At 72.8% G+C, this 25529-nt stretch carries 23 protein-coding genes; 10 read left to right on the top strand and 13 right to left on the bottom strand.

What is annotated here, in order from left to right; all coding sequences use genetic code 11:
- Positions 1-15 precede the first annotated feature (15 nt).
- From VFJ94_RS12360 to VFJ94_RS12345, 4 genes are all read left to right on the top strand, one after another.
- On the top strand, positions 16-507 hold the full coding sequence (locus VFJ94_RS12360; protein ID WP_325004514.1) for an Lrp/AsnC family transcriptional regulator: 492 nt from the start codon (positions 16-18) through the stop codon (positions 505-507).
- Positions 504-1946, top strand: a complete 1443-nt coding sequence (locus VFJ94_RS12355) for an aspartate aminotransferase family protein (RefSeq protein WP_325004513.1) — start codon at positions 504-506, stop codon at positions 1944-1946. Before VFJ94_RS12360 ends, VFJ94_RS12355 begins: the two co-directional genes overlap by 4 nt.
- Positions 1947-2169: 223 nt before the next feature.
- A complete protein-coding gene (locus tag VFJ94_RS12350) occupies positions 2170-3594 on the top strand; it encodes a polysaccharide deacetylase family protein (protein WP_325004512.1) in 1425 nt (474 codons plus the stop codon).
- Between the two features lie 104 nt (positions 3595-3698).
- A complete protein-coding gene (locus VFJ94_RS12345) occupies positions 3699-4442 on the top strand; it encodes a hypothetical protein (RefSeq protein WP_325004511.1) in 744 nt (247 codons plus the stop codon).
- Positions 4443-4448: 6 nt separating this feature from the next.
- Here the strand turns inward: VFJ94_RS12345 and VFJ94_RS12340 are convergent, their stop codons facing one another.
- The gene (locus tag VFJ94_RS12340) at positions 4449-5390 is read right to left on the bottom strand and encodes an AEC family transporter (RefSeq protein WP_325004510.1); all 942 of its coding nucleotides are present in this window, start codon (positions 5388-5390) and stop codon (positions 4449-4451) included.
- Between the two features lie 76 nt (positions 5391-5466).
- Here VFJ94_RS12340 and VFJ94_RS12335 point away from each other — a divergent pair, with 76 nt between their 5' ends.
- Entirely contained in the window at positions 5467-6576 is a 1110-nt protein-coding gene (locus VFJ94_RS12335) for a Rossmann fold nucleotide-binding protein (protein WP_325004509.1), read from the top strand.
- 113 nt (positions 6577-6689) lie between these two features.
- On the opposite strand, the gene VFJ94_RS12330 is transcribed toward VFJ94_RS12335, so the two are convergent.
- From VFJ94_RS12330 to rpsB, 10 genes are all read right to left on the bottom strand, one after another.
- The gene (locus tag VFJ94_RS12330) at positions 6690-8588 is read right to left on the bottom strand and encodes a propionyl-CoA synthetase (RefSeq protein WP_325004508.1); all 1899 of its coding nucleotides are present in this window, start codon (positions 8586-8588) and stop codon (positions 6690-6692) included.
- A gap of 85 nt (positions 8589-8673) precedes the next feature.
- Positions 8674-9882 (bottom strand): 23S rRNA (adenine(2503)-C(2))-methyltransferase RlmN, encoded by a 1209-nt coding sequence (gene rlmN, locus VFJ94_RS12325; RefSeq protein ID WP_325004507.1) that lies wholly within the window; start codon positions 9880-9882, stop codon positions 8674-8676.
- 42 nt (positions 9883-9924) lie between these two features.
- On the bottom strand, positions 9925-10923 hold the full coding sequence (locus VFJ94_RS12320; RefSeq protein ID WP_325004506.1) for a phosphatidate cytidylyltransferase: 999 nt from the start codon (positions 10921-10923) through the stop codon (positions 9925-9927).
- 19 nt (positions 10924-10942) lie between these two features.
- Entirely contained in the window at positions 10943-11500 is a 558-nt protein-coding gene (gene frr, locus VFJ94_RS12315) for a ribosome recycling factor (RefSeq protein WP_325004505.1), read from the bottom strand.
- Positions 11501-11585: 85 nt separating this feature from the next.
- On the bottom strand, positions 11586-12314 hold the full coding sequence (pyrH, locus tag VFJ94_RS12310) for a UMP kinase (protein ID WP_325004504.1): 729 nt from the start codon (positions 12312-12314) through the stop codon (positions 11586-11588).
- 133 nt (positions 12315-12447) lie between these two features.
- Positions 12448-12957 carry a DsrE/DsrF/DrsH-like family protein gene (locus VFJ94_RS12305; RefSeq protein WP_325004503.1) on the bottom strand — a complete coding sequence of 170 codons (510 nt, stop codon included), beginning with the start codon at positions 12955-12957 and terminating at the stop codon, positions 12448-12450.
- Between the two features lie 54 nt (positions 12958-13011).
- Positions 13012-13326: a TusE/DsrC/DsvC family sulfur relay protein gene (locus tag VFJ94_RS12300; protein ID WP_325004502.1), complete on the bottom strand. Its 315-nt coding sequence runs from the start codon at positions 13324-13326 to the stop codon at positions 13012-13014.
- Between the two features lie 228 nt (positions 13327-13554).
- Positions 13555-14586, bottom strand: coding sequence for an FAD/NAD(P)-binding oxidoreductase (locus tag VFJ94_RS12295; protein ID WP_325004501.1), 1032 nt, complete (start codon positions 14584-14586; stop codon positions 13555-13557).
- 192 nt (positions 14587-14778) lie between these two features.
- Positions 14779-15609 carry a translation elongation factor Ts gene (tsf, locus tag VFJ94_RS12290; RefSeq protein ID WP_325004500.1) on the bottom strand — a complete coding sequence of 277 codons (831 nt, stop codon included), beginning with the start codon at positions 15607-15609 and terminating at the stop codon, positions 14779-14781.
- Positions 15610-15706: 97 nt separating this feature from the next.
- Complete coding sequence (gene rpsB, locus VFJ94_RS12285; RefSeq protein ID WP_325004499.1) at positions 15707-16660, bottom strand: 30S ribosomal protein S2; 954 nt, start codon at positions 16658-16660, stop codon at positions 15707-15709.
- Positions 16661-16983: 323 nt separating this feature from the next.
- On the opposite strand from rpsB, the gene VFJ94_RS12280 reads away from it, so the two are divergent.
- The 5 genes from VFJ94_RS12280 to VFJ94_RS12260 all read left to right on the top strand — a co-directional run bounded on the left by VFJ94_RS12280 (position 16984) and on the right by VFJ94_RS12260 (position 22840).
- Positions 16984-18885, top strand: coding sequence for a DUF6541 family protein (locus VFJ94_RS12280; RefSeq protein ID WP_325004498.1), 1902 nt, complete (start codon positions 16984-16986; stop codon positions 18883-18885).
- 112 nt (positions 18886-18997) lie between these two features.
- Entirely contained in the window at positions 18998-19927 is a 930-nt protein-coding gene (locus tag VFJ94_RS12275; protein WP_325004497.1) for a metallophosphoesterase family protein, read from the top strand.
- A gap of 40 nt (positions 19928-19967) precedes the next feature.
- Positions 19968-21140 (top strand): pyridoxal phosphate-dependent aminotransferase, encoded by a 1173-nt coding sequence (locus VFJ94_RS12270; RefSeq protein WP_325004496.1) that lies wholly within the window; start codon positions 19968-19970, stop codon positions 21138-21140.
- Between the two features lie 91 nt (positions 21141-21231).
- Positions 21232-21780: a peptidoglycan DD-metalloendopeptidase family protein gene (locus VFJ94_RS12265; RefSeq protein ID WP_325004495.1), complete on the top strand. Its 549-nt coding sequence runs from the start codon at positions 21232-21234 to the stop codon at positions 21778-21780.
- Positions 21781-21922: 142 nt separating this feature from the next.
- On the top strand, positions 21923-22840 hold the full coding sequence (locus VFJ94_RS12260) for a tyrosine recombinase XerC (RefSeq protein ID WP_325004538.1): 918 nt from the start codon (positions 21923-21925) through the stop codon (positions 22838-22840).
- Between the two features lie 62 nt (positions 22841-22902).
- Here VFJ94_RS12260 and dprA read toward each other — a convergent pair whose 3' ends face one another.
- Complete coding sequence (gene dprA / locus VFJ94_RS12255) at positions 22903-23997, bottom strand: DNA-processing protein DprA (RefSeq protein ID WP_325004494.1); 1095 nt, start codon at positions 23995-23997, stop codon at positions 22903-22905.
- Positions 23994-25523 carry a YifB family Mg chelatase-like AAA ATPase gene (locus VFJ94_RS12250; RefSeq protein WP_414654607.1) on the bottom strand — a complete coding sequence of 510 codons (1530 nt, stop codon included), beginning with the start codon at positions 25521-25523 and terminating at the stop codon, positions 23994-23996. Before VFJ94_RS12250 ends, dprA begins: the two co-directional genes overlap by 4 nt.
- Positions 25524-25529: the final 6 nt, after the last annotated feature.

Below are 25529 nucleotides of genomic sequence, written 5' to 3'. Positions count from 1 at the left end.
GGTCACCATCGAGGCATGACGACCAAGCGGGCCCGCGGGCGGCCGGGCCGCCAGGCCCCGACCAGCCTTGACGACGTCTCCAAGTCGATCATCGAGCAGCTGCAGCAGGACGGGCGAAAGTCCTATGCCTCGATCGCCGGCGAGGTGGGCCTGTCGGAGGCGGCGGTGCGCCAGCGCGTGCAGCGCCTGCTCGATGCCCAGGTGATGCAGATCGTCGCCGTGACCGACCCTCTGCAGGTGGGCTTCCAACGCCAGGCGATGGTCGGCATACGGGTCGCCGGCGACATGACTGCAGTGGCGCAGGCGCTCTCCGCCATCGAGGAGGTCTCCTACGTCGTCACCACCGCCGGCAGCTTCGACATCCTCGCCGAGGTGGTCTGCGAGGACGACGACCACCTGCTCGAGCTGCTCACCACCCGGATCCGAAACCTTCCCTCCGTGACCGTCACGGAGACCTTCGTCTACCTCAAGCTCAACAAACAGCTCTACAACTGGGGGACCCGATGACCGTCGACCCGAACGACGTGTGGGAGCCGGAGTCCGACCGGTCCACCCGCACCGGCGCCACCTACGCCCAGGCGGCCCGCGACCACCTGTGGATGCACTTCACGCGGCACTCGGTCTTCGAGGAGCCCGGCTCGGCGGGCGGACTGGGGCACTCGGTCCCGGTCATCACCCGAGGCCGTGGCTGGACCCTCTGGGACGACCGTGGCAACGAGTACATCGACGGCCTCGCCGGGCTCTTCGTCGTCCAGGTCGGGCACGGCCGCGAGGAGCTCGCCGAGGCGGCCGCACGCCAGGCCCGCGAGCTGGCGTTCTTCCCGCTCTGGTCCTACGCGCACCCGAGCGCGATCGAGCTCGCCGAGCGGCTCGCGGCATACGCTCCCGGCGACCTCAACCGGGTCTTCTTCACCACGGGTGGCGGCGAGGCGGTCGAGACGGCGTGGAAGCTGGCCAAGCAGTACTTCAAGCTGACGGGCAGGCCGACGAAGCACAAGGTCATCTCCCGCGCCGTCGCCTATCACGGCACCCCGCAGGGAGCCCTGTCCATCACCGGCATACCGGCCGCCAAGGAGATGTTCGAGCCGCTCGTGCCCGGCGCGTTCAAGGTGCCCAACACCAACGCCTACCGGGCACCGGAGCACCTGCGACACGACGAGCAGGCCTTCGGCCGGTGGGCCGCGGACCGCATCGCCGAGGCGATCGAGTTCGAGGGGCCGGACACCGTCGCGGCGGTCTTCCTCGAGCCGGTGCAGAACTCGGGCGGCTGCTTCCCGCCGCCGTCCGGCTACTTCCAGCGGGTCCGCGAGATCTGTGACGCGCATGACGTGCTGCTCGTCTCCGACGAGGTCATCTGCGCCTTCGGGCGGATCGGCTCGATGTTCGCCTGCGACGACTTCGGCTACGTGCCCGACATCATCACCTGCGCCAAGGGGCTGACGAGCGGCTACTCCCCCATCGGCGCGATGATCGCGAGCGACCGGCTCTTCGAGCCCTTCCGGCACGGCACGACGTACTTCCCGCACGGCTACACCTTCGGCGGCCACCCCGTCTCGGCGGCCGTCGCCATGGCCAACCTCGACATCTTCGAGCGCGAGGGCCTGACCCAGCACGTTAAGGACAACGCCCCGGCGTTCCGCGCCACGCTCGAGCGGCTGCTCGACCTGCCGCTCGTGGGCGACGTCCGCGGCGCCGGCTACTTCTACGGGATCGAGCTGGTCAAGGACAAGGCGACGCGCGAGACCTTCGACGACGCAGAGGCCGAGCGGCTGCTGCGCGGCTTCCTGTCCAAGGCGCTCTTCGACGCGGGGCTCTACTGCCGCGCCGACGACCGCGGCGACCCCGTCGTGCAGCTCGCGCCGCCGCTGACGATGGGCCCGGAGCAGTTCGACGAGATGGAGTCGCGGCTGCGGTCGGTGCTCACGGAGGCGGAGAACCACCTCTGAGAACCACCGCTGAGAACCACCGCTGAGAACCACCACTGAGAACCACCACTGAGAACCACCGCTGAGACGGGCGGGACCTTGGCCCCTACCCCTGCGGAGGCTGCCGCGCGACCATGGCCCTGAGGGGCGTGAAGGGCTGATCATGAACGGCCGTGGGCGTGGTGGCAGGTGGGGTGCGGCGCTCTGCGGGGCCTTGTTGACCGGGGCACTGGCCCTTCCCGCCATGGGGCCCGCGACACCGGCGGGGGCCGTGACCCCGGTCACCGCGACGGTGGCCTCCGACTTCAGCGGCGACGGCCACCCCGACATCGTCGGCCCGACGAGCGACGGCGTGCTCTGGCTCTATCGCGGCGACGGCCTCGGCGGCTTCTCCGGGGTGCGCACCCAGCTCGGCACCGGATGGAGCGCGCGGGACCACATCCGCCTCGTCGGCGACTGGGACGGCCGGCCGGGGACCGACGTCATCGCCCGGGACCCGAACAACGGGTCCCTGTGGCTCTACTCCGGCAACGGGGCCGGGGGGTTCCGCGACTGGACGGCCATCGGCAGCGGCTGGAACGTCTTCAGCCAGATCTTCTCGCCGGGGGACTGGAGCGGCGACGGACGAGCCGATCTGCTCGCCGTCCGCAGGGACACCGGCGCACTCTGGCTCTACACCGGCAACGGGACGGGCGGGTTCTCCGGGGCCAGGCAGGTCGGCAGCGGCTGGGGCTCGTACGACGGCCTCGTGCTCACCGGCGACTGGGACGGCGACCGGGTCGTCGACTTCCTCGCCCGCAACACCGCCACCGGCGACCTGCAGCTCTTCCGGGGGGACGGCGCCGGTGGCGTCACCGGCGCCATGGTGGTCGGCCGGGGCTGGAACCAGTTCACGGCACTCCTCGGCGTCGGCGACTGGTCCGGCGACGGGCGAAGCGACGTCCTCGCCCGGGCCGCCGACGGGCACCTCATCCTGTATCGAGGCAACGGGACCGGCGGGTGGGTCTCGCCCTACCCCGTCATCGGCGCCGGCTGGCAGGCGATCCGCCTCCCGGGCGAAGGCGCCGCGCCCCCGCCCCCGCCACCTCCACCTCCACCTCCGCCGCCGCCGCCGCCGTCTGCCGGGACGGTCTACCTCACCTTCGACGACGGCCCCCACCGCACCTATACCCCGCAGGTCCTTGCGGTCCTTCTCAAGTACGGCGTTCGTGCGGTCTTCTTCGAGGTCGGACAGAACATCGCGGCCGCCCCGGACGTCACCCGATCCGTGCGCGCCGCAGGTCACCTCGTCGGCAACCACACCTGGGACCACCCGGACCTGACGACCCTCCCGAACGCCTCCATCACCTCGGAGCTGGACCGCATGGAGTCCGCGCTGGGCTACCGGCCCCGCTGTGTCCGCCCGCCCTACGGCGCCACGAACAGCCGGGTGCTCGGCATCATCGTGGGACGCGGCCAGCGCCAGATCCTCTGGACCGTCGACCCCCGCGACTGGTCGCGGCCGGGCACGTGGACGATCGTCGACCGGGTTCTCGCGGCCGTCGCTCCCGGCGCCCGGATCCTGCTCCATGACGGCGGCGGCGACCGGTCACAGACCGTGGCGGCCGTCGACCTGCTCGTCCCGCGGCTGCACGCTCGTGGCTTCGCCCTCGGCCTCATGGCCTGTTGACCCGGGGGGGCCCGCCCGTCGGACCCGGTTGTAGCGGGAACTTCACGGGGTAGGGGTGTCGTTGTCAGCACACTCCCAGCATCGACACTCCAAGGGGTCCCACCATGGGTTTTCTCGACCGGCTGCTCGGCCGTGAGCCGCTCTCCTCGTCCCGCACCGGCGCCCCGGCCCCGCGCGATGGCTCGCTTCCGCCGCCCTCGGGCCAGCCGTATGCCGTGCCGGCTCCCTCGGGCGGCGCCTCGGAGGAGGACGAGCGCGCCATCGCGCGGTACAAGTACCTGCTGCGCACCGCGCCGCCCGAGGCCATCGAGCAGGTGCACCGCGAGGCGTTCGAGAAGCTGACGCAGGAGCAGCGCCAGCAGGTGCTGCAGCGGATGAGCGCCGACCTGCCCGAGGCCGAGCGGCCGACCCGTGCCGATCCGGCCGAGCTCGCGCGGGCCGCGACCCGGGCCGAGATGCGCCAGCCCGGCTACCTGCCACAGGCGTTCGGCGGTGGCGGCATGGGCATGGGCCGCGGTGGCATGGGCATGGGTGGCATGGGCATGGGTGGCATGTTCGCCGGCTCGATGCTCGGGACCATCGCCGGCGTCGTGGTCGGCTCCGCCATCGCCGACGCGATGATGGGCGGCTTCGACGATTCCCCCGAGGCGGCGGCCGCCGCCGACACGGGTGACCCAGCCGGCGACAGCGGCGACTCGGGCGCGGACACGGGCGCGGACACCGGCGCCGACTCGGGGGTGGACTACGCCGGGGACGGCGGTGGCGACCTCGGCAGCGACTTCGGCGGCGGGTTCGGCGACTTCGGCGGCGGGGACTTCGGCGGGGACTTCGGCGGCGGGGACTTCTGAGGGCGGTCAGATCCCGGCCAGGGCGTGGAAGCCCGCCGCGATCCCGAGGATGACCGGGACCGAGGCGAAGGTGCTGAGCAGGACGACGTCCCGGGCCAGGTGCACCTCCCGGCGGTAGCGCACGGCATACGTGAAGACGTTCTGCGCCGTCGGGAGGGCACCCGTCACGACGACGGCGAAGAGCGCGTGCCCGCGCAGCCCGAACGCCGCGGCGCCGACGCCGAGCGCCACCGCGGGCTGGACGAGCGTCTTCAGCACCACGAGGAGGCCGACGTGGCCGGCGGACTCCCCCGCCGCCGGTCGTGGACCGAGCCGCAGCGAGATCCCGAAGGCGATGAGCATCGACGGGACGGCCATCGCACCGAGGAGCTCCACGGCGGCCGAGACCACCCGAGGCAGTTGCACCTGGAGGGCGGCGAGCAGCAGCCCCGCGACCGCTCCCACCGTGACCGGGTTGCCGCCCGCCCCTCGCAGCGCGTGCCAGAGCGTGGGCCGGCCGGACCGGGCGTCGCGGTCCAGGAGCGCCATGGCCACCGGCGTGAGCACGAGCAGCTGGAGGAGCAGCGTCGGCGCCACCCAGGCCACGTCGCCGAGGACGTAGAGCGTGATCGGGATGCCGAGGTTGCCCGCGTTGACGTAGGAGGCGCAGAGGCTCCCGACGACCCGCTCGCCGAGCGACCGCCCGGGCCAGCGGACGACGGCGAGGGCGACATACGCCGCGACGACGGCGGCGACGCTCGCCAGCGAGGTCCAGAGGTTGGGCGAGAGCAGGGCGCCCAGCGGCGTGCGCTGCATGACCGTGAGCAGCAGCGCCGGCGACGCGACGGCGAAGGCCAGCCGGGACAGGGCGACCTGCGCCGTCTCGTCGAGGACGCGCACGTGGGCGAGCAGCCAGCCGACGGCGACGACCGCCCCGATCGTCGCGAACCCCTGCAGCACGCCGAGCATCCGCCGATCCTGCCACCGGTGGATGTGGCAAGTGCGTCCGGTCCGGGCCGTGCAGGCGGCTCGGCACAATGGCGCCATGGAGATCGAGGACCTCGACGAGCTGGACGACCACCTCGACGGGGGCGGCTCCCTTCGCGGACTGCGCCTGCAGCACCTCGACCTCACGGCCTACGGCGACCGGCTGGCCGAGCACGACGACCTCAGGGGGCTCGTCGTGCTCGGTGGCACGGTTCCGGCCGACGTCGCGCACGCGCTCCAGGTCCGGGGCGCGATCCTCTTCCCCGCCGTGACGGATGCGCCCGTCGACCCCTGGCGGGGCCTCTACCTGCCGCAGGAGCTGTATGCCGGGCTGGACGCCGGTGGCTACGCGGCGACCCCCGACGCCCGCGCCTACGCCTGGTCGGTCGACGCCCGGCTACGCACCGACGCCTACTGCACGCTGATCCGCGCCATCCACGACGACGCGGTCACCGACGAGCTGGACGAGTTCGTCGCCGGCCGGTCGGTCGTGGGCGTCATGGGTGGGCACGCGCTGGCCCGCGGGTCGACGGGGTATGCCGCCGCCGCTGGCCTGGGACACGACCTGGCCGAGGCGGGGCACCTCGTCGCGACCGGCGGGGGCCCGGGTGCGATGGAGGCGGCCAACCTCGGGGCGTTCTGCCGCGACCGCGTCGCCCTGTCCGAGGCGCTCGGTCGGCTGGAGCGGGTGCCCTCCTTCCGCCCTGACGTCACCTCGTGGGCGTCGCTCGCGCTGCAGGTGCGCCAGACCATCGTCGGCGACGAGCCGCCAGCGCCGACGGACACGCTGGGCCCGTCGGCCCGCTCGCTCGGCATCCCGACGTGGTTCTATGGCCACGAGCCGCCCAACGTCTTCTGCGACGTCGTGGCCAAGTACTTCTCCAACGCGATCCGCGAGGACGGCCTCCTCGCCCGCTGCACGGGGGGCGTCGTCGTGCTGCCCGGCGCGGCGGGCACCGTGCAGGAGATCTTCCAGGCGGTCACGCCCCTCTACTACGCCCGCGAGGAGGCGCCGCTGCCACCCCTCGTCCTGGTCGGTCGGTGGCACTGGACGGAGCAGCTGCCGATCTGGCCGGCGCTGCAGGCGCTGGCCCGGAGCCGGCGGATGGCGGGCTCACTGCACCTCGTCGACGACCTCGACGCAGCGGTTGCACGCATTGCCACGTGAGCGTTGCCCCGGGACGCGCGTGGGCCCTGCACGGAACTGGCCACTCGACGTGGGGGCGGGGCAGGTGGGTGCGGGCCCTGCACGGAACTGGCCACTCGACGTGAGGGGGTGGTTCAGTCCCGGCGCAGGACGGGGCCGAGCGCGTCGAGGACGCCGGCGTCCTCGATGGTGGCGGGCACCGAGGGCGAGCCACCGTCGGCGATCTCGCGCATCGTCTTGCGCAGGATCTTGCCGGAGCGGGTCTTCGGCAGGCCCGGGACGATGTCGACCTGCTGCAGGGCGGCGACCGCGCCCACCTCCGCCCGGACCCGCTGGACGAGCTCCCTGCAGATCCGCTCCCCGTCGGCTGCGGCGTCGACGCCGGACTTGAGCACGACCAGGGCCCTCGGCACCTGGCCCTTGAGCTCGTCGCGCACACCGATGACGGCGCACTCGGCGACCGCCTCGTGCCCGGCCAGGGCGGACTCGATGGAGCCGGTCGAGAGCCGGTGGCCCGCGACGTTGAGGACGTCGTCGGTGCGGCCCATGACGAAGATGTAGCCGTCCTCGTCGATGTAGCCGCCGTCTCCGGTGAGGTAGTAGCCGGGGTAGGCGGACAGGTAGGAGCTGACGTAGCGCTCGTCGTCGCGCCACAGCGTCGGCAGGGTCCCCGGCGGCATGGGCAGCCTGATGCAGATCGCCCCCTCCCGGCCCCGCTCGACCTCGTTGCCCTCCCCGTCGAGCACCCGCACGTCGTAGCCCGGCACCGGGACCGAGGGCGACCCCGGCTTGATCGGCAGCTGCTCGATGCCCTTGGGGTTGGCCGCGATCGGCCAGTCGGTCTCCGTCTGCCACCAGTTGTCGATGACCGGCACCCGGAGCGTGGCGGAAGCCCACTCGTAGGTGTCCGGGTCGAGCCGCTCCCCAGCGAGGAAGAGCGTCTCGAAGCCGGCGAGGTCGTATGCCGCGAGGAGCGTGGCCCCGGAGTCCTCCTTCTTGATCGCGCGGAAGGCCGTCGGGGCCGTGAAGAGGGCCTTGACGCCGTAGTCCGCGATGACCCGCCAGAAGGCCCCGGCGTCCGGGGTGCCGACCGGCTTGCCCTCGTAGAGCACCGTCGTGGCGCCGGTGAGCAGCGGCGCGTAGACGATGTAGGAGTGGCCGACGACCCATCCGACGTCGCTCGCCGTGAAGAGCGTCTCGCCCGGCCCGACGTCGTAGATGGCCTTCATCGACCAGCGCAGCGCCACGGCATACCCACCGCTGTCGCGCACGATGCCCTTCGGCTTGCCCGTCGTGCCGGACGTGTAGAGGACGTAGAGCGGGTCGGTGCCGCGCACGGGGACCGGGTCGGCGCCCGCCCGGGCCGCGTCACCGGCGACGAAGTCGCGCCAGTCGACGTCGCGTTCCCCGAGCTCGGCCGGCTGCTGCTCGCGCTGGAGGATGACGCACGTGTCGGGCTGGTGCGCGGACCGGTTGATCGCCTCGTCGAGGAACGGCTTGTAGGGCACGACCCGGCTCGGCTCCACCCCGCACGAGGCGGACAGGATGACCTTGGGCGCGGCGTCGTCGATGCGCGCGGCGAGCTCCTGTGGGGCGAAGCCGCCGAAGACGACGGAGTGGACGGCGCCGATCCGGGCGCAGGCGAGCATCGCGACGACCGCCTCGGGCACCATCGGCATGTAGATGACGACCCGGTCGCCCTTGTCGACCCCGAGCCCCCTCAGGCCCCCCGCGACCGCCCGCACCTGCTCGAGCAGCTCGGCATACGCAATGGTGCGCGTGGTCCCGGTCACGGGAGAGTCGTAGCGGATGGCCGGCTGGTCGCCCCGGCCCGCGGCCACGTGCCGGTCCACGGCGTTGAAGCACACGTTGAGCTCGCCGTCGGGGAACCACCGGTAGAACGGCGCGTTCGAGTCGTCGAGGACGGTGGTCGGGGGCGTGACCCAGTCGATGTCCTGCGCAGCCGCCCCCCAGAACGCGGCGGGGTCCTCGATGCTGGCCTGGTAGGTGCGGGCGTAGGCGCCGGTGCTCATGGCCTCACTCTGCCGTCCCGCACCGGGCGGTGCCAGTGGGCCGGGGCGGGAGTGACCGGCTTGGCAGCCCGTGGCCGCTCGGCGGTCAGGCGGTGGACGCCGCCAGCTGCCCGCACGCCCCGTCGATGTCCTGGCCGCGGGTGTCGCGCACCGTCGTCGGTATGCCGTGGGCCCGCAACCGCTCGACGAAGTGCTGCTCGACCCCCGGCCGGGAGGCGGTCCACTTGGACCCGGGCGTCGGGTTGAGCGGGATGGGGTTGACGTGGACCCAGCCGCGGCCGCGCCGGCGCAGCTTCTCCCCGAGCAGGTCGGCCCGCCAGCCCTGGTCGTTGATGTCCCGGATCAGGGCGTACTCGATGGACACGCGTCGGCCGGTCGTCGCGTAGTAGCGGTGCGCGGCGTCGAGCGCCTCGTCGACCGACCACCGGGTGTTGATCGGCACGAGCTCGTTGCGCAGCTCGTCGTCGGGTGCGTGCAGCGACAGTGCGAGCGTCACGGGCACCCCCTCGGCGGCGAGCTTGTCGATGCCCGGCACGAGCCCCACCGTCGACATCGTGATCCCCCTCGCCGACAGGCCGAGGCCGTCCGGGACCGGGTCGGTGAGCCGCCGGATGGCGCCGATGGCCTGCTGGTAGTTGGCGAGGGCCTCCCCCATGCCCATGAAGACGACGTTGCTGACGCGCAGCGGGGCCTCGCGGTCGGCCGCCTCGCCACCGGCGAGCTCCCCGGCCCGCAGCGCCCGCGCCGCCCACACCACCTGCTCGACGATCTCGGCGGTGGACAGGTTGCGCGTGAGCCCGGCCTGTCCGGTGGCGCAGAAGGGGCAGTTCATGCCGCACCCGGCCTGGCTCGAGATGCAGATCGTCACCCGCCCCGGGTAGCGCATGAGGACCGACTCGACGATGGCGCGGTCGTGCAGGCGCCACGCGTACTTCATCGTCTGGCCGTCGTCCGCGGTGCGCCGCACGACGGGGGTGAGCAGGGTGGGCAGGAGGTCCGCGACCAGGCCGCCACGCACGGCCTTGGGCAGGTCGGTCATCCGCTCCGGGTCGAGGGTGAGCCGATCGAAGTAGTGCGTCGACAGCTGCCGGGCGCGGAAGCCCTGCTGCCCGAGGCGCACCACCGCGTCGGTGCGCTCGGCCGGGCTGAGGTCGGCGAGGTGCCGCGGCGGCTTCGCGCGCCGGGGCGCGCGGAAGGTCAGCTGGCCGGGGACCGGTGGGGCGGTCGTCGGCTCGGGCAGGGGGACGGGACGCCGGGAGGGCGCGGAGGGCGCGGAGGGCTCGGAGGTGCTCATGGCCCGTCCATTGTCTCAGGCCCGCCAGCGTGGTCGGTCCGCCTACCGGGCGGTCGGCGCGAGCAGGGTGAGGACCGCCCAGACGATGGGCGCGACGACGATGAGCGAGTCGAGCCGGTCCATCAGGCCACCGTGGCCGGGAAGGAGGTTGGACATGTCCTTGATGCCGAGGTCGCGCTTGAGCAGGGACTCCATGAGGTCCCCGACCGTGGCGGCGACGGCGACGCCGACGCCGAGGAGCATCCCGATCCACCACGGCTGGCCGAGGATCAGGCGCACCGTGACGGCGCCCCCGGCGACGCAGAGGAGCACCGACCCGCCGAATCCCTCCCACGACTTCTTCGGGCTGATGGACGGCGCCATGGGGTGCCTGCCGAGGAGGACGCCCGCGGCATACCCCCCGACGTCGCTGCACACGGTGATGAGGATGAAGACGAAGACCCGGCCGACGCCGTCCTCGGCTGCGAGCAGGAGCGCGCAGAAGCCGGCGAGGAACGCCGGGTAGGTGACGATGAACATGCCGCCGAGCACGTCCCGCGCTGCGCCTTCCGGGGGGCCGGCGGCGCGCCACAGGACCACCGCGACGGAGGCGAGGCACCAGGCCGCGGTGAGGGCGGCCGGCCCGCCGGCATACGCGGCCCACAGCATCCCGACAGAGCCGAGGACCGCTGGGGCCAGCGCGGCCCGCGCCCCGGTCGGCCGCAGGGCGGCCCGCATCTCCCAGACGCCGACTGCCACGGCGGCCATGAGCAGGACGAGGAACGACTCCTTCCGCACCGCCAGGGTGCCGACGACGAGCCCGCCCAGGGTGAGGCCCACCGCGATCGCGGCCTTGAGGTCGCGGCCGGCGCGCGGCGGCTTCTTCTCGAGGACCTCCTCGGGTGGCAGCGTCGCGACGTCGTCGAGCGAGGCCTCGTAGGGGACGGGGGCAGTCACCTCGAGCAGTCCCTCTCCGTGGTGCTCCGGCTCCGGAACGGGTGGCGCCTCGCTGCCGGAGCGCTCCTCGGTGCCCGAGGACTCTGCTGGCTCGTCGGAGGACATGGGCGGGCGAGCATCGAGGTCACACCTCGAGCAGCTCGGTCTCCTTGGACTTGACGAGGGAGTCGACGAGGTCGACGTGCTTCTTCGTCAGCGCGTCCAGCTCCTTCTCGGCTCGCGCCCCCTCGTCCTCGCCGACCTCTCCGTCCTTGACGAGACGGTCGAGGTCCGTCTTGGCCTTGCGCCGGATGTTGCGGACGGAGACCCGGGCCTCCTCGGCCTTCTGGTGCGCGAGCTTGATGTAGTCGCGGCGACGCTGCTCCGTCAGCTCCGGCATCACGCAGCGGATCTGGTTGCCGTCGCTGCTCGGGTTGACGCCGAGGTCGGAGTCGCGGATGGCCTTCTCGATGGCGTGCATCGCCGACTTGTCGAACGGGATGACGAGGATCGTGCGAGCCTCCGGGTTCTGGAAGGAGGCGAGCTGCTGCAGCGGGGTCGGGGCGCCGTAGTACTCGACCTGCAGCTTGTTGAACAGCCCAGGGTTGGCCCGGCCGGTCCGGATGCCGGCGAAGTCCTCCTTCACGACCTCGACGGCCTTGTCCATCTTCTCTTCGGCCTCGAACAGGGTCTCTTCGATCATCGGGTTTTCTTTCCTCGTCTGTGGTGACCGGTGGTGACCGGGGTGCGGCTGCGGACGCCGACGCCCGGCGCTGCTCGCACGGGCATCAGTCGTTGGTGACCAGCGTGCCGATCCTCTCACCCAGCAGCGCGCGGGTGATGTTTCCCGGGCCCTCCATGGCGAAGACGACCATCGGGAGCTTGTTCTCCATGCACAGGGCGAACGCGGCGGCGTCGACGACCTTGAGCCCGCCCGAGATCGCCTCGGTGAAGGTGACGGTGTCGAGCTTCTGCGCGTCCGGGTTGCGGCGCGGGTCGGAGTCGTAGACCCCGTCGACGCCGTTCTTGCTCATGAGCACCGCGTCGCACTTGATCTCCAGCGCCCGCTGCGCGCTCACGGTGTCGGTGGAGAAGAACGGCATCCCGGCCCCTGCGCCGAAGATCACGACGCGTCCCTTCTCGAGGTGGCGGATCGCCCGCCGTGGGATGTAGGGCTCGGCGATCTGGGTCATCGAGATCGCCGACTGCACCCGTGTCTCGACGCCCTCCTTCTCGAGGAAGTCCTGCAGCGCGAGGCAGTTCATGACCGTGCCGAGCATGCCCATGTAGTCGGCCCGGGTGCGGTCCATGCCGCGTTGCTGCAGCTCGGCGCCGCGGAAGAAGTTGCCGCCTCCCACGACGACGGCCACCTGCACGCCCTGGCGGATGGCGGGCGCGATCTGCCTGGCGATCCCCGCCACGACGGCCGGGTCGACGCCGACCTTGCCCCCGCCGAACGCCTCCCCCGAGAGCTTGAGCAGGACCCGCCGGAGCGGGACGGTCAGGGCGTCGGGCATGACGGAGCCTCCTGGGCGGTGTGCGGGGCGGTCGCCCGATCCTTCCACACCGCCGCTCCCGGCGCCGATCCGGCCAGGGGTCCCGGTCCGGCGACGACTGGCGGCTGCTCCTCTCGGGGCCTGGCCTACCCGGTCAGATGAAGAGGATCTGCGCCCCCTCGGTGAGCTCCATGAAGTCGGCGGCGGAGATGATGCCTTCGACGTCGTCACGCAGGTCCGCCTCGTGGAGGTGCTGCAGGTCGGCCGACATGCGGCAGGCCCACAGGTGACCGCCGGAGGCGACGATCTGGTCGAGGAAGTCGGGGACCTCGGGGATGTCGAGCTCGGCCATGGCCTTCTTCATCTGCGACGTGGCCAGATGCGTCATGCCCGGTATGCCGCCGAGCCCCTGGGGCACGTGGGTCGCGGTGTTGCCGAGCGGGGTGAACTTGAGGTCGCCCATGGTCCTCTTGTTGATCATGTCGAAGCCCCAGAAGGTGAAGAACAGGTGGGTCTCGATGCCCTCACCGAGGGCGGCGTTGGCGAGGACGAGCCCGGGGTAGGCCATGTCGAGGGTGCCCTTGCTGCAGATGATCGCGAGCTTGCGGCCGCTGGTCGCCGCATCGTCGAACGACGGGAGGATCACCGGCATGGTGTCGGTCATGGGAAGGCCTCCTTCGAGTGGGTGGGTGGGTGGACCGGCATACCGGGAGGCGGCTCAGACGCACCCCTTGGGCTTGGGCAGCCCGGAGACGTAGGCCAGCTTCTTCGCCGGCTTGCCGGGGAAGAGGGCGAAGAGCTGCTTCACGGGCACGCCGGTCGACGTGCTCACGCGGCGCAGCGTGGCCGTCTCGCCCTGGGCGGCGAAGTCGTCGCGCAGGAAGTGGACGAGCTTCCAGTGCTCGGGGCCGAGCTCGATCCCGATGAGGCGGGCCAGCTCGGCACCGAGCTCGTCGCTCCACTGGCGCGGGTTGGTGAGGAAGCCCTCCTCGTTGACCTCGACGGGGTGGCCGGCGATGGTCGTGGTGGTCATCGTGACGTTCCTTTCTCAGGCGGCGGGCCTCTTGCCCGCCATGGACAGCTGGGCGGGCAGGCCCATCGGTCGCCCGGGCAGCAGGACGTGCCAGTAGAGGTGGCGGAAGGCGAGCTTGCCGACGTGGTTGGCCCGCGAGGCCTTGAGCAGGCGAAGCGGCCCGACGACGGGGAGCGGGAACGTGCCGGTGAGCGGCTCGGTGTCGTAGTTGAAGTCGAGCAGCAGCGCCTAGCCCCCGCCGGACTCGACGAAGCAGTTGGCGTGGCCGTCGAAGGACCGGGTCATCGGCCGGCCGGCCACGAGGTCGACGAAGTTGTCGACGAAGACGTCCACCGAGAAGTGCGCCACCGAGCCCGCCTTGGAGGTGGGGATGTTGCTCGCGTCGCCGAGGGCGAAGATCGTCTCGTAGGCCGTCGAACGCAGCGTGTGCCGGTCGACGGGGACGTAGTTCAGCTCGTCGCCGAGGCCGGAGCGGGCCACGAAGTCGGCCCCCATGTTGAGCGGGACGGTGACGAGCTGGTCGTAGGGCACCTCACGCTCGTCGTAGGAGACGAGGACCTTGCGCTCCTGGTCGATGCGCTCGACGAGGAAGTCGGTCTCGACGCCCACGCCGCGCTCCTCGAGCAGGTGGCCGAGCTCCCGGCTCGCGACGGGCTTGGTGAAGGCGCCGTCGAGGGGCGTGACGAAGACCAGCTCGGTGCGCTCGCGCAGGCGACGGTGGCGCAGCCAGTCGTCGGCGAGGAAGGTGAACTCGAGCGGGGCGACCGGGCACTTGATCGGCAGCTCCGTGATGTGCACGACGAGCCGTCCGCCGGTGAAGTGGGCGAGCTGCTCGCGCAGGGCGAGGGCGCCGTCGTAGGTGTAGAACTCGCCCACCGAGCGGTGCCACTGCTCACCGAGCATGCCGGGCGTCTGGTCCGGCCTGGGAGTCGTGCCGGACGCGATGACGAGGTAGTCGTAGGCGATCTCCCGCCCGTCCTGCAGACGCACGGTGCGGGCGTCCGGATCCACCCGGTCGACCTCCGCGAGGACGAGCTCGACCCCGTCTGCGATGAGGGGATGCCTCGCACGACGCACCTGCTCGGGCGTCGTGGCGCCGAAGGGGAGGAAGAGATACCCCGGCTGGTAGTCGTGGGTGTCGTTGCGGTCGATGACGGTGATGCGCCAGTGGCTGGCCGGGAGCCGGCGACGGAGCTTGTTGACGACCATCGTGCCGGCCGTTCCCGCTCCCAGGACCACGAGCGAGGTCGTGGTTTTCATAGCTCAATTATACCCCGCTGGGTATATCGGAGCGCTGTGATGTGTGAGACAAGGACTGCCCCGCAAGCGGATTCGCAGGCGGCCGGCAGACGACGACGCCGGTCGTCCCCCACAGGGACGACCGGCATCGTGGCCATCGTAGCGTCCGCCGAGGTCAGGGGGGCGCCCCCCGACCCGCGGACACCTCGCGAGCTACTGGCCGACGCGGAAGCGGGCGAAGGCGGTCGCCTTGGCCCCGGCCTCCTCGAGCACCTTGGCGACGGTCTTCTTCGCGTCCTTGGCGAACGGCTGCTCGAGCAGGACGTTCTCCTTGAAGTAGCCGCCGACCCGGCCCTCGACGATGCGCGGCAGCGCGGCCTCGGGCTTGCCCTCCTCGCGCGCGGTCGCCTCGGCGACCCGACGCTCGTTCTCGACCGTCTCGGCCGGGACCTCGTCGCGGGTCAGGACGGACGGCGAGAACGCCGCGATGTGCATCGCGACGTCGCGGCCGACGGTGTCGTCGCCCCCCTCGAGCGCGACGAGGACGCCGATCTGCGCGGGCAGGTCAGGGCTCGTCTTGTGCAGGTAGGACACGACCCGGTCGCCCTCGAGGCGGGCCACGCGGCGCACCTCGATCTTCTCCCCGATCGTGGCGTTGGCCTCGTCGAGCAGCTCCTTGACGGACGTGCCGTCGTCGAGCGTGCTCGCCAGGAGGGTGGCGGCGTCCTCGGCTCCGGACGCCACGGCCTGCGCGAGCACCTGGTCGGCCAGGGCGATGAACTTCTCGCCCTTGGCCACGAAGTCGGTCTCGCAGTTGACCTCGACGAGGGTGCCGACGCCGTCCCGGGCCGCGGCCGCGACGAGCCCGTTGGAGGCCGAACGGCCCTCGCGCTTCGTCACGCCCTTGAGTCCCTTGACGCGCAGGATCTCGACTGCCTTGGCGCGGTCGCCCTCGGACTCGTCGAGAGCCTTCTTGACGTCCATCATGCCCGCGCCGGTCTGCTCGCGAAGCGCCTTGATGTCAGCGGCGGTGTAGTTCGCCATGGGTGTAGTTCGCTCTTTTCGTCGGTGCTGGTGGCTGCTGTGTGGCTGCGGGGGGTGCCGGGCCGGCTGGCTGCCGGCTCGGGGGCCCCCCGGGACGTCAGGCGTTGGCGCTGCCCGGCTCGGCGTTGAGCGAGGAGGCCACGGCCGGGGCCTGCTCGCTGCCCGGGACGGCCGCCGGTGCGGTCTCCTCGGCAGCGGCGTCCGTCGCCTCCACGGCGGCGGCCTGGGCCGCCTCCGCCGGTGCGGCGTCCTCGGCGGGTGCCGACGGGGCGTCGGCGACGGCGGCGGCCTCGGCGTAGAGCTCCCGCTCCCACTCGGCGAGCGGCTCCTCCGCCGCGGCGTCACCGCCGCTGCGGCCGGACGAGCGCTGGACGAGACCTTCGGCGACGGCGTCCGCGACGACGCGGGTCAGCAGCGTGACGGACCGGATGGCGTCGTCGTTGCCGGGGATCTTGTAGTCGACCTCGTCGGGGTCGCAGTTGGTGTCGAGGATGGCGATGACCGGCAGACCCAGCTTGCGGGCCTCGTCGACGGCGAGGTGCTCCTTCTTCGTGTCGACGACCCACACGGCGGAGGGGACCTTGGTCATCGAGCGGATGCCGCCGAGGGTCTTCTCGAGCTTGTCCTTCTCGCGGCCGAGGATGAGCAGCTCCTTCTTCGTGTAGCCGGAGCCGGCCACGTCGTCGAAGTCGAGCTCCTCGAGCTCCTTGAGGCGCGTGAGCCGCTTGGAGATCGTCGAGAAGTTGGTGAGCATGCCGCCGAGCCAGCGGTGGTTGACGTAGGGCATGCCGACGCGCGTCGCCTGCTCGGCGACGGGCTCCTGGGCCTGCTTCTTCGTGCCGACGAACAGGATGGTGCCGCCGTGGGCGACGGTCTCCTTGACGAACTCGTAGGCGTTGTTGATGTAGGTCAGCGACTGCTGCAGGTCGATGATGTAGATGCCGTTGCGCTCGGTCATGATGAAGCGCTTCATCTTGGGGTTCCAGCGTCGGGTCTGGTGCCCGAAGTGAACGCCGCTCTCGAGGAGCTGGCGCATGGTGACGACGGCCATGCCGTTGTCCTCCCTTGTCGTGGTGTTGTCAGTTGTCCGCGGGACGTGCCGCCCCCCGCCCGAAGGACCGGGCTGGACGGCATACGTCTCGCGCCTGGCGCCTTGCACGCACCCCGCCCGGACCCGCCGGGACTGCCGTGGTGCGCCCCGGACCGAGCCCCGCGGGGGAGCTCCGTCCGGCAGAAGACGCGCGAATTACGGTCGCGGCGCGCACGAGGCACACCGGACCACCCCCGATCCTATGGCCTGCCCCGGGTGGGGGCGAAATCCCCGGCACCCGCCACAATGGGCGCGGAGGGGACCCGATCGACGGTGGAGGGCGCATGGCGAGCTGGACCGAGGCGATCCCGGTCCTCACCGTCCTGACGGCCCTCCTGCTCGTCCCCGGCTGGCTGGTCGTGCGGGCGCTCGGTGCGCGGGGCCTCGAGGCCGTTGCCATCTCCCCCGCCGTCTCCGTCGCCGTCCTCGGCGGCTGGGCCACCGTGGCTGGGCTCGCCGGCGTGCGGTGGTCCTTGCCGCTCCTCGTCGCCGCCACGGCCGGGACGACCGCGGTGGCGGCGCTGCTCGGCCACCTCCTGCACCGCGACGGCCCCCACCTCACCCGCTCCCGGCGGTGGCTCGGCCGGCCTCGACCGGACGCCGCGGTGGCCTGCGGCATCGGGGTCGCCGTCACCCTGATCACGCTCCTGCCGGCCATCGGCCGGCCCGACGAGCTCGTGGACAGCCCGGATGCCGTCTTCCACCTCAACCGGGTCCGGCTCTTCCTCGACACCGGCAACTTCGCCCCGACCAACGGCTCCCTCTACCCGAGCGGCTTCCACGCCTGGACGGCCACGGGCATGCTCGCCGTCCACGTGCCCATCCTCGCGGCGGCGAACGCCGCCACCGTCGTGCTCGCGGCCGTCGTGTGGCCGGTCGGCTGCGTGGCCCTCGTGCGGCACGCCCTCGGCACCTCGCGCCTCGTGCTCTACGCCGGCGGGTTCGCGGCCGCGGGCTTCGTGGCCTTTCCCACCATGCTCCTCGGCTGGGGGGTCCTCTGGCCCAACCTCATGGGCACGGCGCTGACCTCCGGGGCGCTCGCCCTCATGCTCCAGGCAGCCCGTTCGCGGCGCCCGGGCCAGGTCCTCGCGTTCGTCGCCGCCCTGCCCGGCCTCGCCCTCGTCCACCCCAACGCCTTGGTCTCCCTCGTCGTCTTCGCCCTCGCGTGGTTCTTCGCCGCCCGGTTGCGGGCCGGGGTGCTCGGACACTCGCCGTGGACCGTGGTGGTGCGCGACATCGCGGCCGTGGTCGCCGTCGTCGCGGCCGGCGTGCTGGCCGCACCCCTGGTCTCCTCCCGCCTTGCCGCAACGCAGGCCTACGGCTGGCCGGGTCACGTGTCCGTGTGGACCGCCCTCGTCGAGAGCGTCGGGGGTCGCCTGCAGGTCACGTCGGTGGCCTGGGGACTGCTGGCCCTGGTCGCCCTCGGCACGGGGTGGATCCTCACGCGGGCGCGGGCGGCCGCCCCGGTCCTCGCGATGTGGGTGTGCTGCGTGGGCCTCTACGTCCTCGCCGCGTCGTCGACGTCCGAGTGGACGGCCCTCGTCACGGGGTACTGGTACAACGACAAGGTCCGCCTGGCCTCGCTCGCCACCGTGCCCGGCGTGGTCATGGTCGCGGCGGCTGCTCCTGCGCTCCGGGCGCTGCTACGGCGCGTGCCCGCACTGCGGCGGGCGCCCTTTCTCGTGGCGGCCGCCGCCGTGGGCGCGGTGCCGCTCCTCACCGTCGTCGCCGACCATGCCGACCGCAGCCGCCTCCTGCGGGACTACTTCCACCCCGCCCTGCCCGAGAGAATCATCCTCGACCCCGCTCGGCAGGCGGACCTCGAGCGCCTGGCCGCCTTCGTGCCGCCCGGGCAGGTGGTCGCGGGGCGCCCGGAGAACGGCTCCCCGCTGCTCTATGCCCTCACGGGCACGCGCACGCTCTACCGCTCGATCCCCATGGCAGCGGCCGGGGACGAGGTGGTCATCGGGACCGGCCTTCGGGACATGGCCGCTCGGCCCGACGTGTGCGCGGCGCTGCGTCGTCAGGGCGTGCGCTTCGTCGTCGAGTCGCCCGACGTCTACTGGCTCGACCTTCCCGAGCGGTCCTCGGGTCTCATGCACCTCGCCGCGGTCCCCGGCCTGACGAGGGTGGCGACCTCGGGGCGCTACACGCTCTACCGGATCACCGCCTGCGGCCTTGCCTGAGCGGGCGGTCCGTCACCGCGCACATTCCGCTGCGCGCCGGCTTCACGGCATACACAATGGGCGACCACTGACCAGTCCGCGGGGAGGACCGGACCGACAGAGGGGCCACACCATGCGCATCAGACTTGCCCGGGCGGCAGCGGCCGCCGTCGTCTCGATCACAGCCGTGGTGGGCGTCACCGCCCCCACATCGACCGCTGCGGTCGTCCCGGTCGTCGTCATGGCCGCCGGTGACATCGCGGGATCCGGCACCAACGCGGGCTCCACGGGTGACGTGATCCGCGCCAACGCGCCGAAGTTCGTCCTGCCGCTCGGTGACAACGCCTACGAGCTGGGCTCCCTCAGCGACTACAACACCAAGTACGCGCCGACGTGGGGCTCCTTCAAGGCGGTCACGCGGCCGGTCCCCGGCAACCACGACTACCAGACAGCCGGGGCGGCCGGGTACACCTCGTACTTCGGGCCCGTCGTCAAGAACGCGACGAACGGCGCCCTCTACTACGCGTGGGACATCGGCAACGGGTGGCGCGGCTACGCGCTCAACTCGGAGGTCCCCATGTCGAGCACGTCGCCGCAGTACGCGTGGCTCAAGTCCGACCTCGCCGCTCACCCGGGGGCGCACATCCTGGCCACGTGGCACCAGGCGCGCTACACCTCGCCGAACTCCATTACGGACTACACCGCGGCCGCCCCGATCTGGGCCCTGCTGCAGACCGCGCACGCCGACATCGTCCTATCGGGCCACAACCACAACTACGAGCGGTTCGCCAAGATGAACAGCACGGGCGCCCTCGACGCCGCCGGCATCCGCTCCTTCGTCGTCGGCACGGGCGGCAAGTCGTTGTCGAACCGGTCCTCCAAGCACGTCGGCAGCCAGGTCTTCGACCGCTCCGACTTCGGTGTCCTCAAGCTGCAGCTCTTCCCCGACCACTACCTCTTCGCCTTCATCGCCTCGGGCCGCGGGCTCGTCGGCACCACGCTCGGCGACACCGGCCGGAAGGGGGTCGTCATCGACTCCGGCTCCAACCCGACCAACCTCTGAGCGCGGGCGCGTGCGGGGCGTCGCCGTCTACCATGCCGGTATGCCGTCCCTGCGCCGAGACGCCCCGTTGGCCGGCTTCGGCACGACGGTCTTCGCCGAGATGACGGCGCTCGCGCAGCGGACGGGGAGCATCAACCTCGGGCAGGGGTTCCCGGACACCGACGGCCCGCGCGTCATGCTCGAGGCGGCGAAGGCGGCCATCGACGCGGGTCGCAACCAGTACCCGCCCGGCCCGGGCGTCCCGGAGCTGCTCCTCGCGATCGCCCGGCACCAGGAGCGGTTCTACGGGCTGCGCGTCGACCCGGCGTCGGAGGTCCTCGTCACCGTCGGCGCCACCGAGGCGATCGCCTCGGTGATCCTCGCGCTGTGCGAGGCCGGCGACGAGGTGGTGACCTTCGAGCCCTACTACGACTCGTATGCCGCGACGATCGCGCTCTCCGGCGCCGCGCGCCGCACGTCGGTGCTGCGCTTCCCCGACTTCGCCGTGGACGAGGCGTCCCTGCGGGCCGCCTTCTCGAGCCGGACGAGACTCGTGCTGCTCAACACGCCGCACAACCCCACGGGCAAGGTCTTCACCCGCGCCGAGCTCGAGCTCGTCGCGTCGCTGGCGAGGCAGCACGACGCGTGGGTCGTCACCGACGAGGTCTACGAGCACCTGGTCTTCGACGGTGTGGAGCATGTGCCGATGGCGAGCCTGCCCGGCATGGCGGAGCGGACCATCACCATCTCCTCGGCCGGCAAGACGTTCTCGGTGACCGGCTGGAAGGTCGGCTGGCTCTGCGGTCCCCGCGAGGTCGTCTCGGCGGCCCGCACCGTCAAGCAGTTCATCACCTTCGTCGGGTCTGGGCCGTTCCAGCCCGCGGTGGCGCTCGCCCTCGGCCTCGACGACGAGGTGTATGCCGGGCTCGCCGCATCCCTGCAGCGCAAGCGCGACCTGCTCTGCTCGGCGCTCGCCGCCAGCGGGCTGGAGGTGTCCCGGCCGGCGGGCACCTACTTCGTCATCGCCGACGCGGCACCCCTCGGGGCGCTGGACGGGGTCGAGTTCGCTCGGCGCCTGCCGGAGCTCGCCGGGGTGGTGGGGGTGCCGGTATCGGTCTTCTGCGACGACCGCGACGCGGCGAGGACGCTGATCCGCTTCGCCTTCTGCAAGCGTGACGACGTCCTCGTCGAGGCGAGCCGGCGTCTCAGCGCCCTCAGCCGCGCCAAGGCCTGAGCGTCCACAGGGCGACGACCACGTCAGCGCGTCGTCCACCGCCGCGGCATCGGTCGCCCGGCCGACGCGGGACGCGCCTAGCGTGGCCGACATGCCCATCGGCACGGCCGTTCTCGCCCTCGCCACGGCGCTCACCGCCACGGTGGTCGCGCTCGGGGGTGCTTCCGCCACCGTGGGGAGCCTCGCCGCCGACGCCGGCGAGCCCTCGGGGGCCGGCACGAGCCGCGGGTGGCAGTGGCCGCTCTCCCCCCGCCCGGCGGTGGCGAGAGCCTTCGACCGGCCCGAGCACCGCTGGTCCCCCGGCCACCGCGGGGTCGACCTCGAGGCCACGGCCGGGCAGGCGGTCCTCTCTCCGGGCGCGGGGCGGGTCACGTATACCGGCCTGCTGGCCGGTCGCGGCGTGGTCGTGGTCACCCACGCCGGAGGGCTGCGCAGCACCTTCGAGCCGGTCACCGGCCCGCCACCGGTCGGGACCCTCGTCGCCGGTGGCGCGGCCATCGGGCGCGTCGCCCCGGCAGCGGGCCACTGCGCGCCGCGCGCGTGCCTGCACTGGGGCGTGCTGCGCGGCCACGACTACCTCGACCCGCTCAGCCTGCTCATGCCACGGCCGATCAGGCTGCTCCCCCTCCGCCCTCTCTGACCGCCGGGCTGAGTCGACCGTGGACCGGGGGCTCCGGCGCGCCGGCGCCGACCGCCGGCAGGATGTCCTTGCCTGTCCGACCTGCGTGCGCGAAGGTGCCGGCATGGCAGGTCTGTCGGACGGCGCTGACGGCTCGGCTGCGATGGCCGCGCGCGAGTCGTCGCAGGCCGCCCTGCTCGACGCCTTCTCCCGGCACCTCGGAGCCGAGCGTGGCCGGTCCGAGCACACCCGGCGCGCCTACCTCGGAGACGTTCGTCACCTGCTCGCCTTCGTGGCCGGGCGGGGGCTGGCCGGTGCGGGGGACATCCGGCTCGCCGACCTGCGCGCGTGGCTCGGTGACCAGGCCGCCGGCGGCGCCGCCCGGGCCACGCTCGCCCGCCGGGCGGCCTCCGCGCGCACGTTCTTCTCCTGGGCCCACTCGACCGGCCGGGTCGAGCGGGACCCGTCTCTGCGCCTCGTCGCGCCAAGGCGCGTCCGGACGCTGCCCGGCGTGCTGCGGCAGGACCAGGCGGGCACGCTCCTCGACGTCGCCGCGGTGCGGGCCGACGACGGCGACCCTGTGCACGCCCGGGACCGGGCGGTGCTCGAGCTGCTTTACGCAAGCGGGATCCGGGTGGGCGAGCTCGTCGCGCTGGACGTCGATGACCTCGACCTCGGCCAGCGCGTGGTGCGGGTCATGGGCAAGGGGGCCAAGGAGCGGGTGGTGCCGTTCGGGGCCCCGGCCGCCCGGGCCCTCGAGGAGTGGCTCGCGGTCCGCCCGCGCCTCTCCACGGCCACGTCGGGTTCCGCTCTCTTCCTGGGGCGGCGGGGCCGGCGCGTGGACGCCCGCCAGGTCCGGGCCGTCCTGCATGCGCTGCTCACGCAGGTCGCCGACGCGCCGGACCTCGGGCCCCACGGACTGCGCCACAGTGCGGCCACGCACCTGCTCGAAGGCGGCGCGGACCTTCGGGACGTCCAGGAGCTCCTCGGCCATGCCAGCCTCGCGACGACCCAGATCTACACCCACGTCTCCGTGGATCGGCTGCGTCGCAGCTACGAGCAGGCCCATCCCCGCGCCTGACCACGATGCGGGGCAGCCGCGGGGACCGTCACGACTGCGCCCCGACCCCCGGGCGGCTGGGGTCAGGAGCGGCGCGCTCGGGCCTTGCGCCAACGGCCCTCCTCGGCGACGGCGAGGCCGAGGTCCTCGAGCCGGGCCAGCGCCGCTCGGACCGCGAGGGGCGCCAACGTCGTCAGGACGCTGAGGCCGTCGAGGTCCATGGAGCCGCGCACCGGCAGGGCCTCGAGGACGCCCGCCTCGGCCGGCGGCAGGTGGTCGGCGGCCAGCACCGGCCCGCTCGGCTCCTCGCACGCGTCGACGCCCACGTCGCCGACGAGCTCGATGACCTCCGCCGCGCTCGTGACGAGGACCGCCTCGCCCGACCGGATGTGTTGGTGGCAGCCGGCCGAGCTCATCGAGGTGACCGGCCCGGGCACGGCGGCGACCGGACGGAGCAGCGCGGTGGCGTGACGCGCGGTGTTGAGGGAGCCGGACCGCAGCCCCGCCTCGACGACCACCGTGCCGGCGGTCAGCGCCGCGATCAGCCGGTTGCGGTGCAGGAAACGGCTCTTCATCGGCGCGGATCCCGGTGCCACCTCGGAGACACAGGCGCCCCGGTCGAGGATGCGCTGCAGGAGCTGCCCGTGGGCGGCGGGATAGACGCGGTCGATGCCGCCGGCGAGCACCGCCACGGTGGTGCCGTCGACCGCGAGGCAGCCACGATGCGCCGCCGCGTCGATCCCGAAGGCCGCGCCCGAGACCACCGCCCAGCCACGGCCGGCGAGCGCGGCACCGAGCTCGGCCGCGAAGTGCTCACCGTAGGGGGTGCAGATCCGCGCGCCCACGACCGCCACCGACCGGCGCAGGCCCGCCCCGAGCTCCAGCGGTCCGCGGACCCAGAGGCACCACGGCGGGATCGGGAGGTCGTCGAGCCGCGCCGGCCACTCGTCGTCTCCGGGGATGACGACACGCGCCCCGATCCGGGCGCCGTTGGCGAGGTCCTGGTCGACGTCGAGCCGCTCCACCCGGGCGGCGAAGCGCTCGAGCCCCTTGGCCGCCCACCGGATTCGCTCGACGGCCTCCACGGCCCCGACCCGGTCCAGCAGCGCCGCGACGGTTGCGTCACACGGTTCGACGAGCCGGCTCAGGGCAGCTCTCGCCCGTCGCTCGTCGGTCATGCCGCCACCGCCGCCTGCCGCCGCAAGGAGAGCGCCAGGTCCACCTGCTCGCGGACCGGGCGGGTCAGCCCCACGAGGTCCGCCATGGTCCACGCCACGCGCAACGTGCGGTCGTATCCGCGCAGGCTGATCGACCCCAGCTCGAGCGCCCGGTCGAGCGGGGCGGTGTCCAGGCGCGGTAGCCGCCAGGGCGGCTCGCGCAGGACCGAGCCGGCGACCTCGCTGTTGAGCTCGACGGCCCGACGGGCAGCCGCCCACCGGTGGCGCTGGGCCGCCCGCGCCTGCGCCACGCGCGCCGCCACCGTGGCGGTGGTCTCGCCCGGCGCCTGTCCCGCGGACGTGAGACCCGGCGGCTGCACGTGGACCTGCAGGTCCACGCGGTCGAGCAGGGGCCCGGAGAGCTTGCCGAAGTAGTTGCGGCGCAGGAGCGGGGTGCAGGTGCAGTCCAGCCCCTTGCCCCACCCGTGGCCGCACGGGCAGGGATTCGCGGCGAGGACCAGCTGGAAGCGGGCTGGGAAGGTGACCGTCTCCGCGGCCCTGGCGATAGTCACCGTGCCGCGCTCGAGGGGGGTCCGCAGCGCTTGCAGGACGTTCTTGTCGAACTCGGGCGTCTCGTCGAGGAAGAGGACCCCGGCATGGGCCTGCGTGACGGCACCGGGGCGGATCCGCCCGCTGCCGCCGCCGATGACGGCAGCCGTCGACGCTCCGTGGTGTGGGGCGACGAAGGGCGGCCGCCGGATGAGCCGCACGTCGTCGCCGAGGACGCCCAGCACGGAGTGGATGGCCGTCACTTCCATGGACCGAGGCTCGTCGAGGCCCGGCAGCAGGCCGGGCAACCGTTCCGCGAGCATCGTCTTGCCCGCCCCGGGCGGCCCCGCCATGAGCAGGTGGTGCCCACCGGCCGCCGCGATCTCCAGGGCCAGCTTCGCCTCCGCCTGGCCGAGCACCTCGGCGAGGTCCATCCCCGTGGCTGGCGACGCCGGCTCCCGCGAGGGCGGCACGGGCACCTCGACCACGGGCCGGCCTCGCGCGAGGTTGGCGTAGCGCTGCATCAGCTCGGCCACGTCGGCGACCGGGTGCACCTGGACGCCGGAGACGAGGCGGGCCTCCGCGGCATTCGCGACCGGGACGACGACGTGCCGGACGCCCTCCTGCGCGGCCGCGTGGATGGCGGGCAGCACCCCCGGGACCCCGCGGACCGCACCGTCGAGCCCGAGCTCGCCGAGATGCAGCACGTCGGAGACGACGCGCTGCGGCACGGCGCCCATGGCGGCCGCCACCGCGACGAGGATCGCCAGGTCGAACCCCGGCCCGGTCTTGCGCACGCCCGCGGGCGAGAGGTTGACCGTGATCCGCCGCTGGCTCGCCGGCAGCGCCAGGGCCGACGCGGCCGCCCGGATCCGCCCCGGCGACTGCGCGACGGCGGAGTCGCCGAGGCCGCTGATGACGAACGACGGCAGTCCTTGGGACACGTGCGCCTCGACGTCGACGAGGAAGCCGGTCACGCCGCGCAGCCCGACCGCCATGGTGCG

The organism is Intrasporangium sp. (assembly GCF_035688975.1).
Classification (GTDB): domain Bacteria; phylum Actinomycetota; class Actinomycetes; order Actinomycetales; family Dermatophilaceae; genus CALMNV01.
The sequence above is the reverse complement of the archived record's forward strand: the minus strand, read 5'-3'. Positions and strand labels throughout refer to the sequence as shown.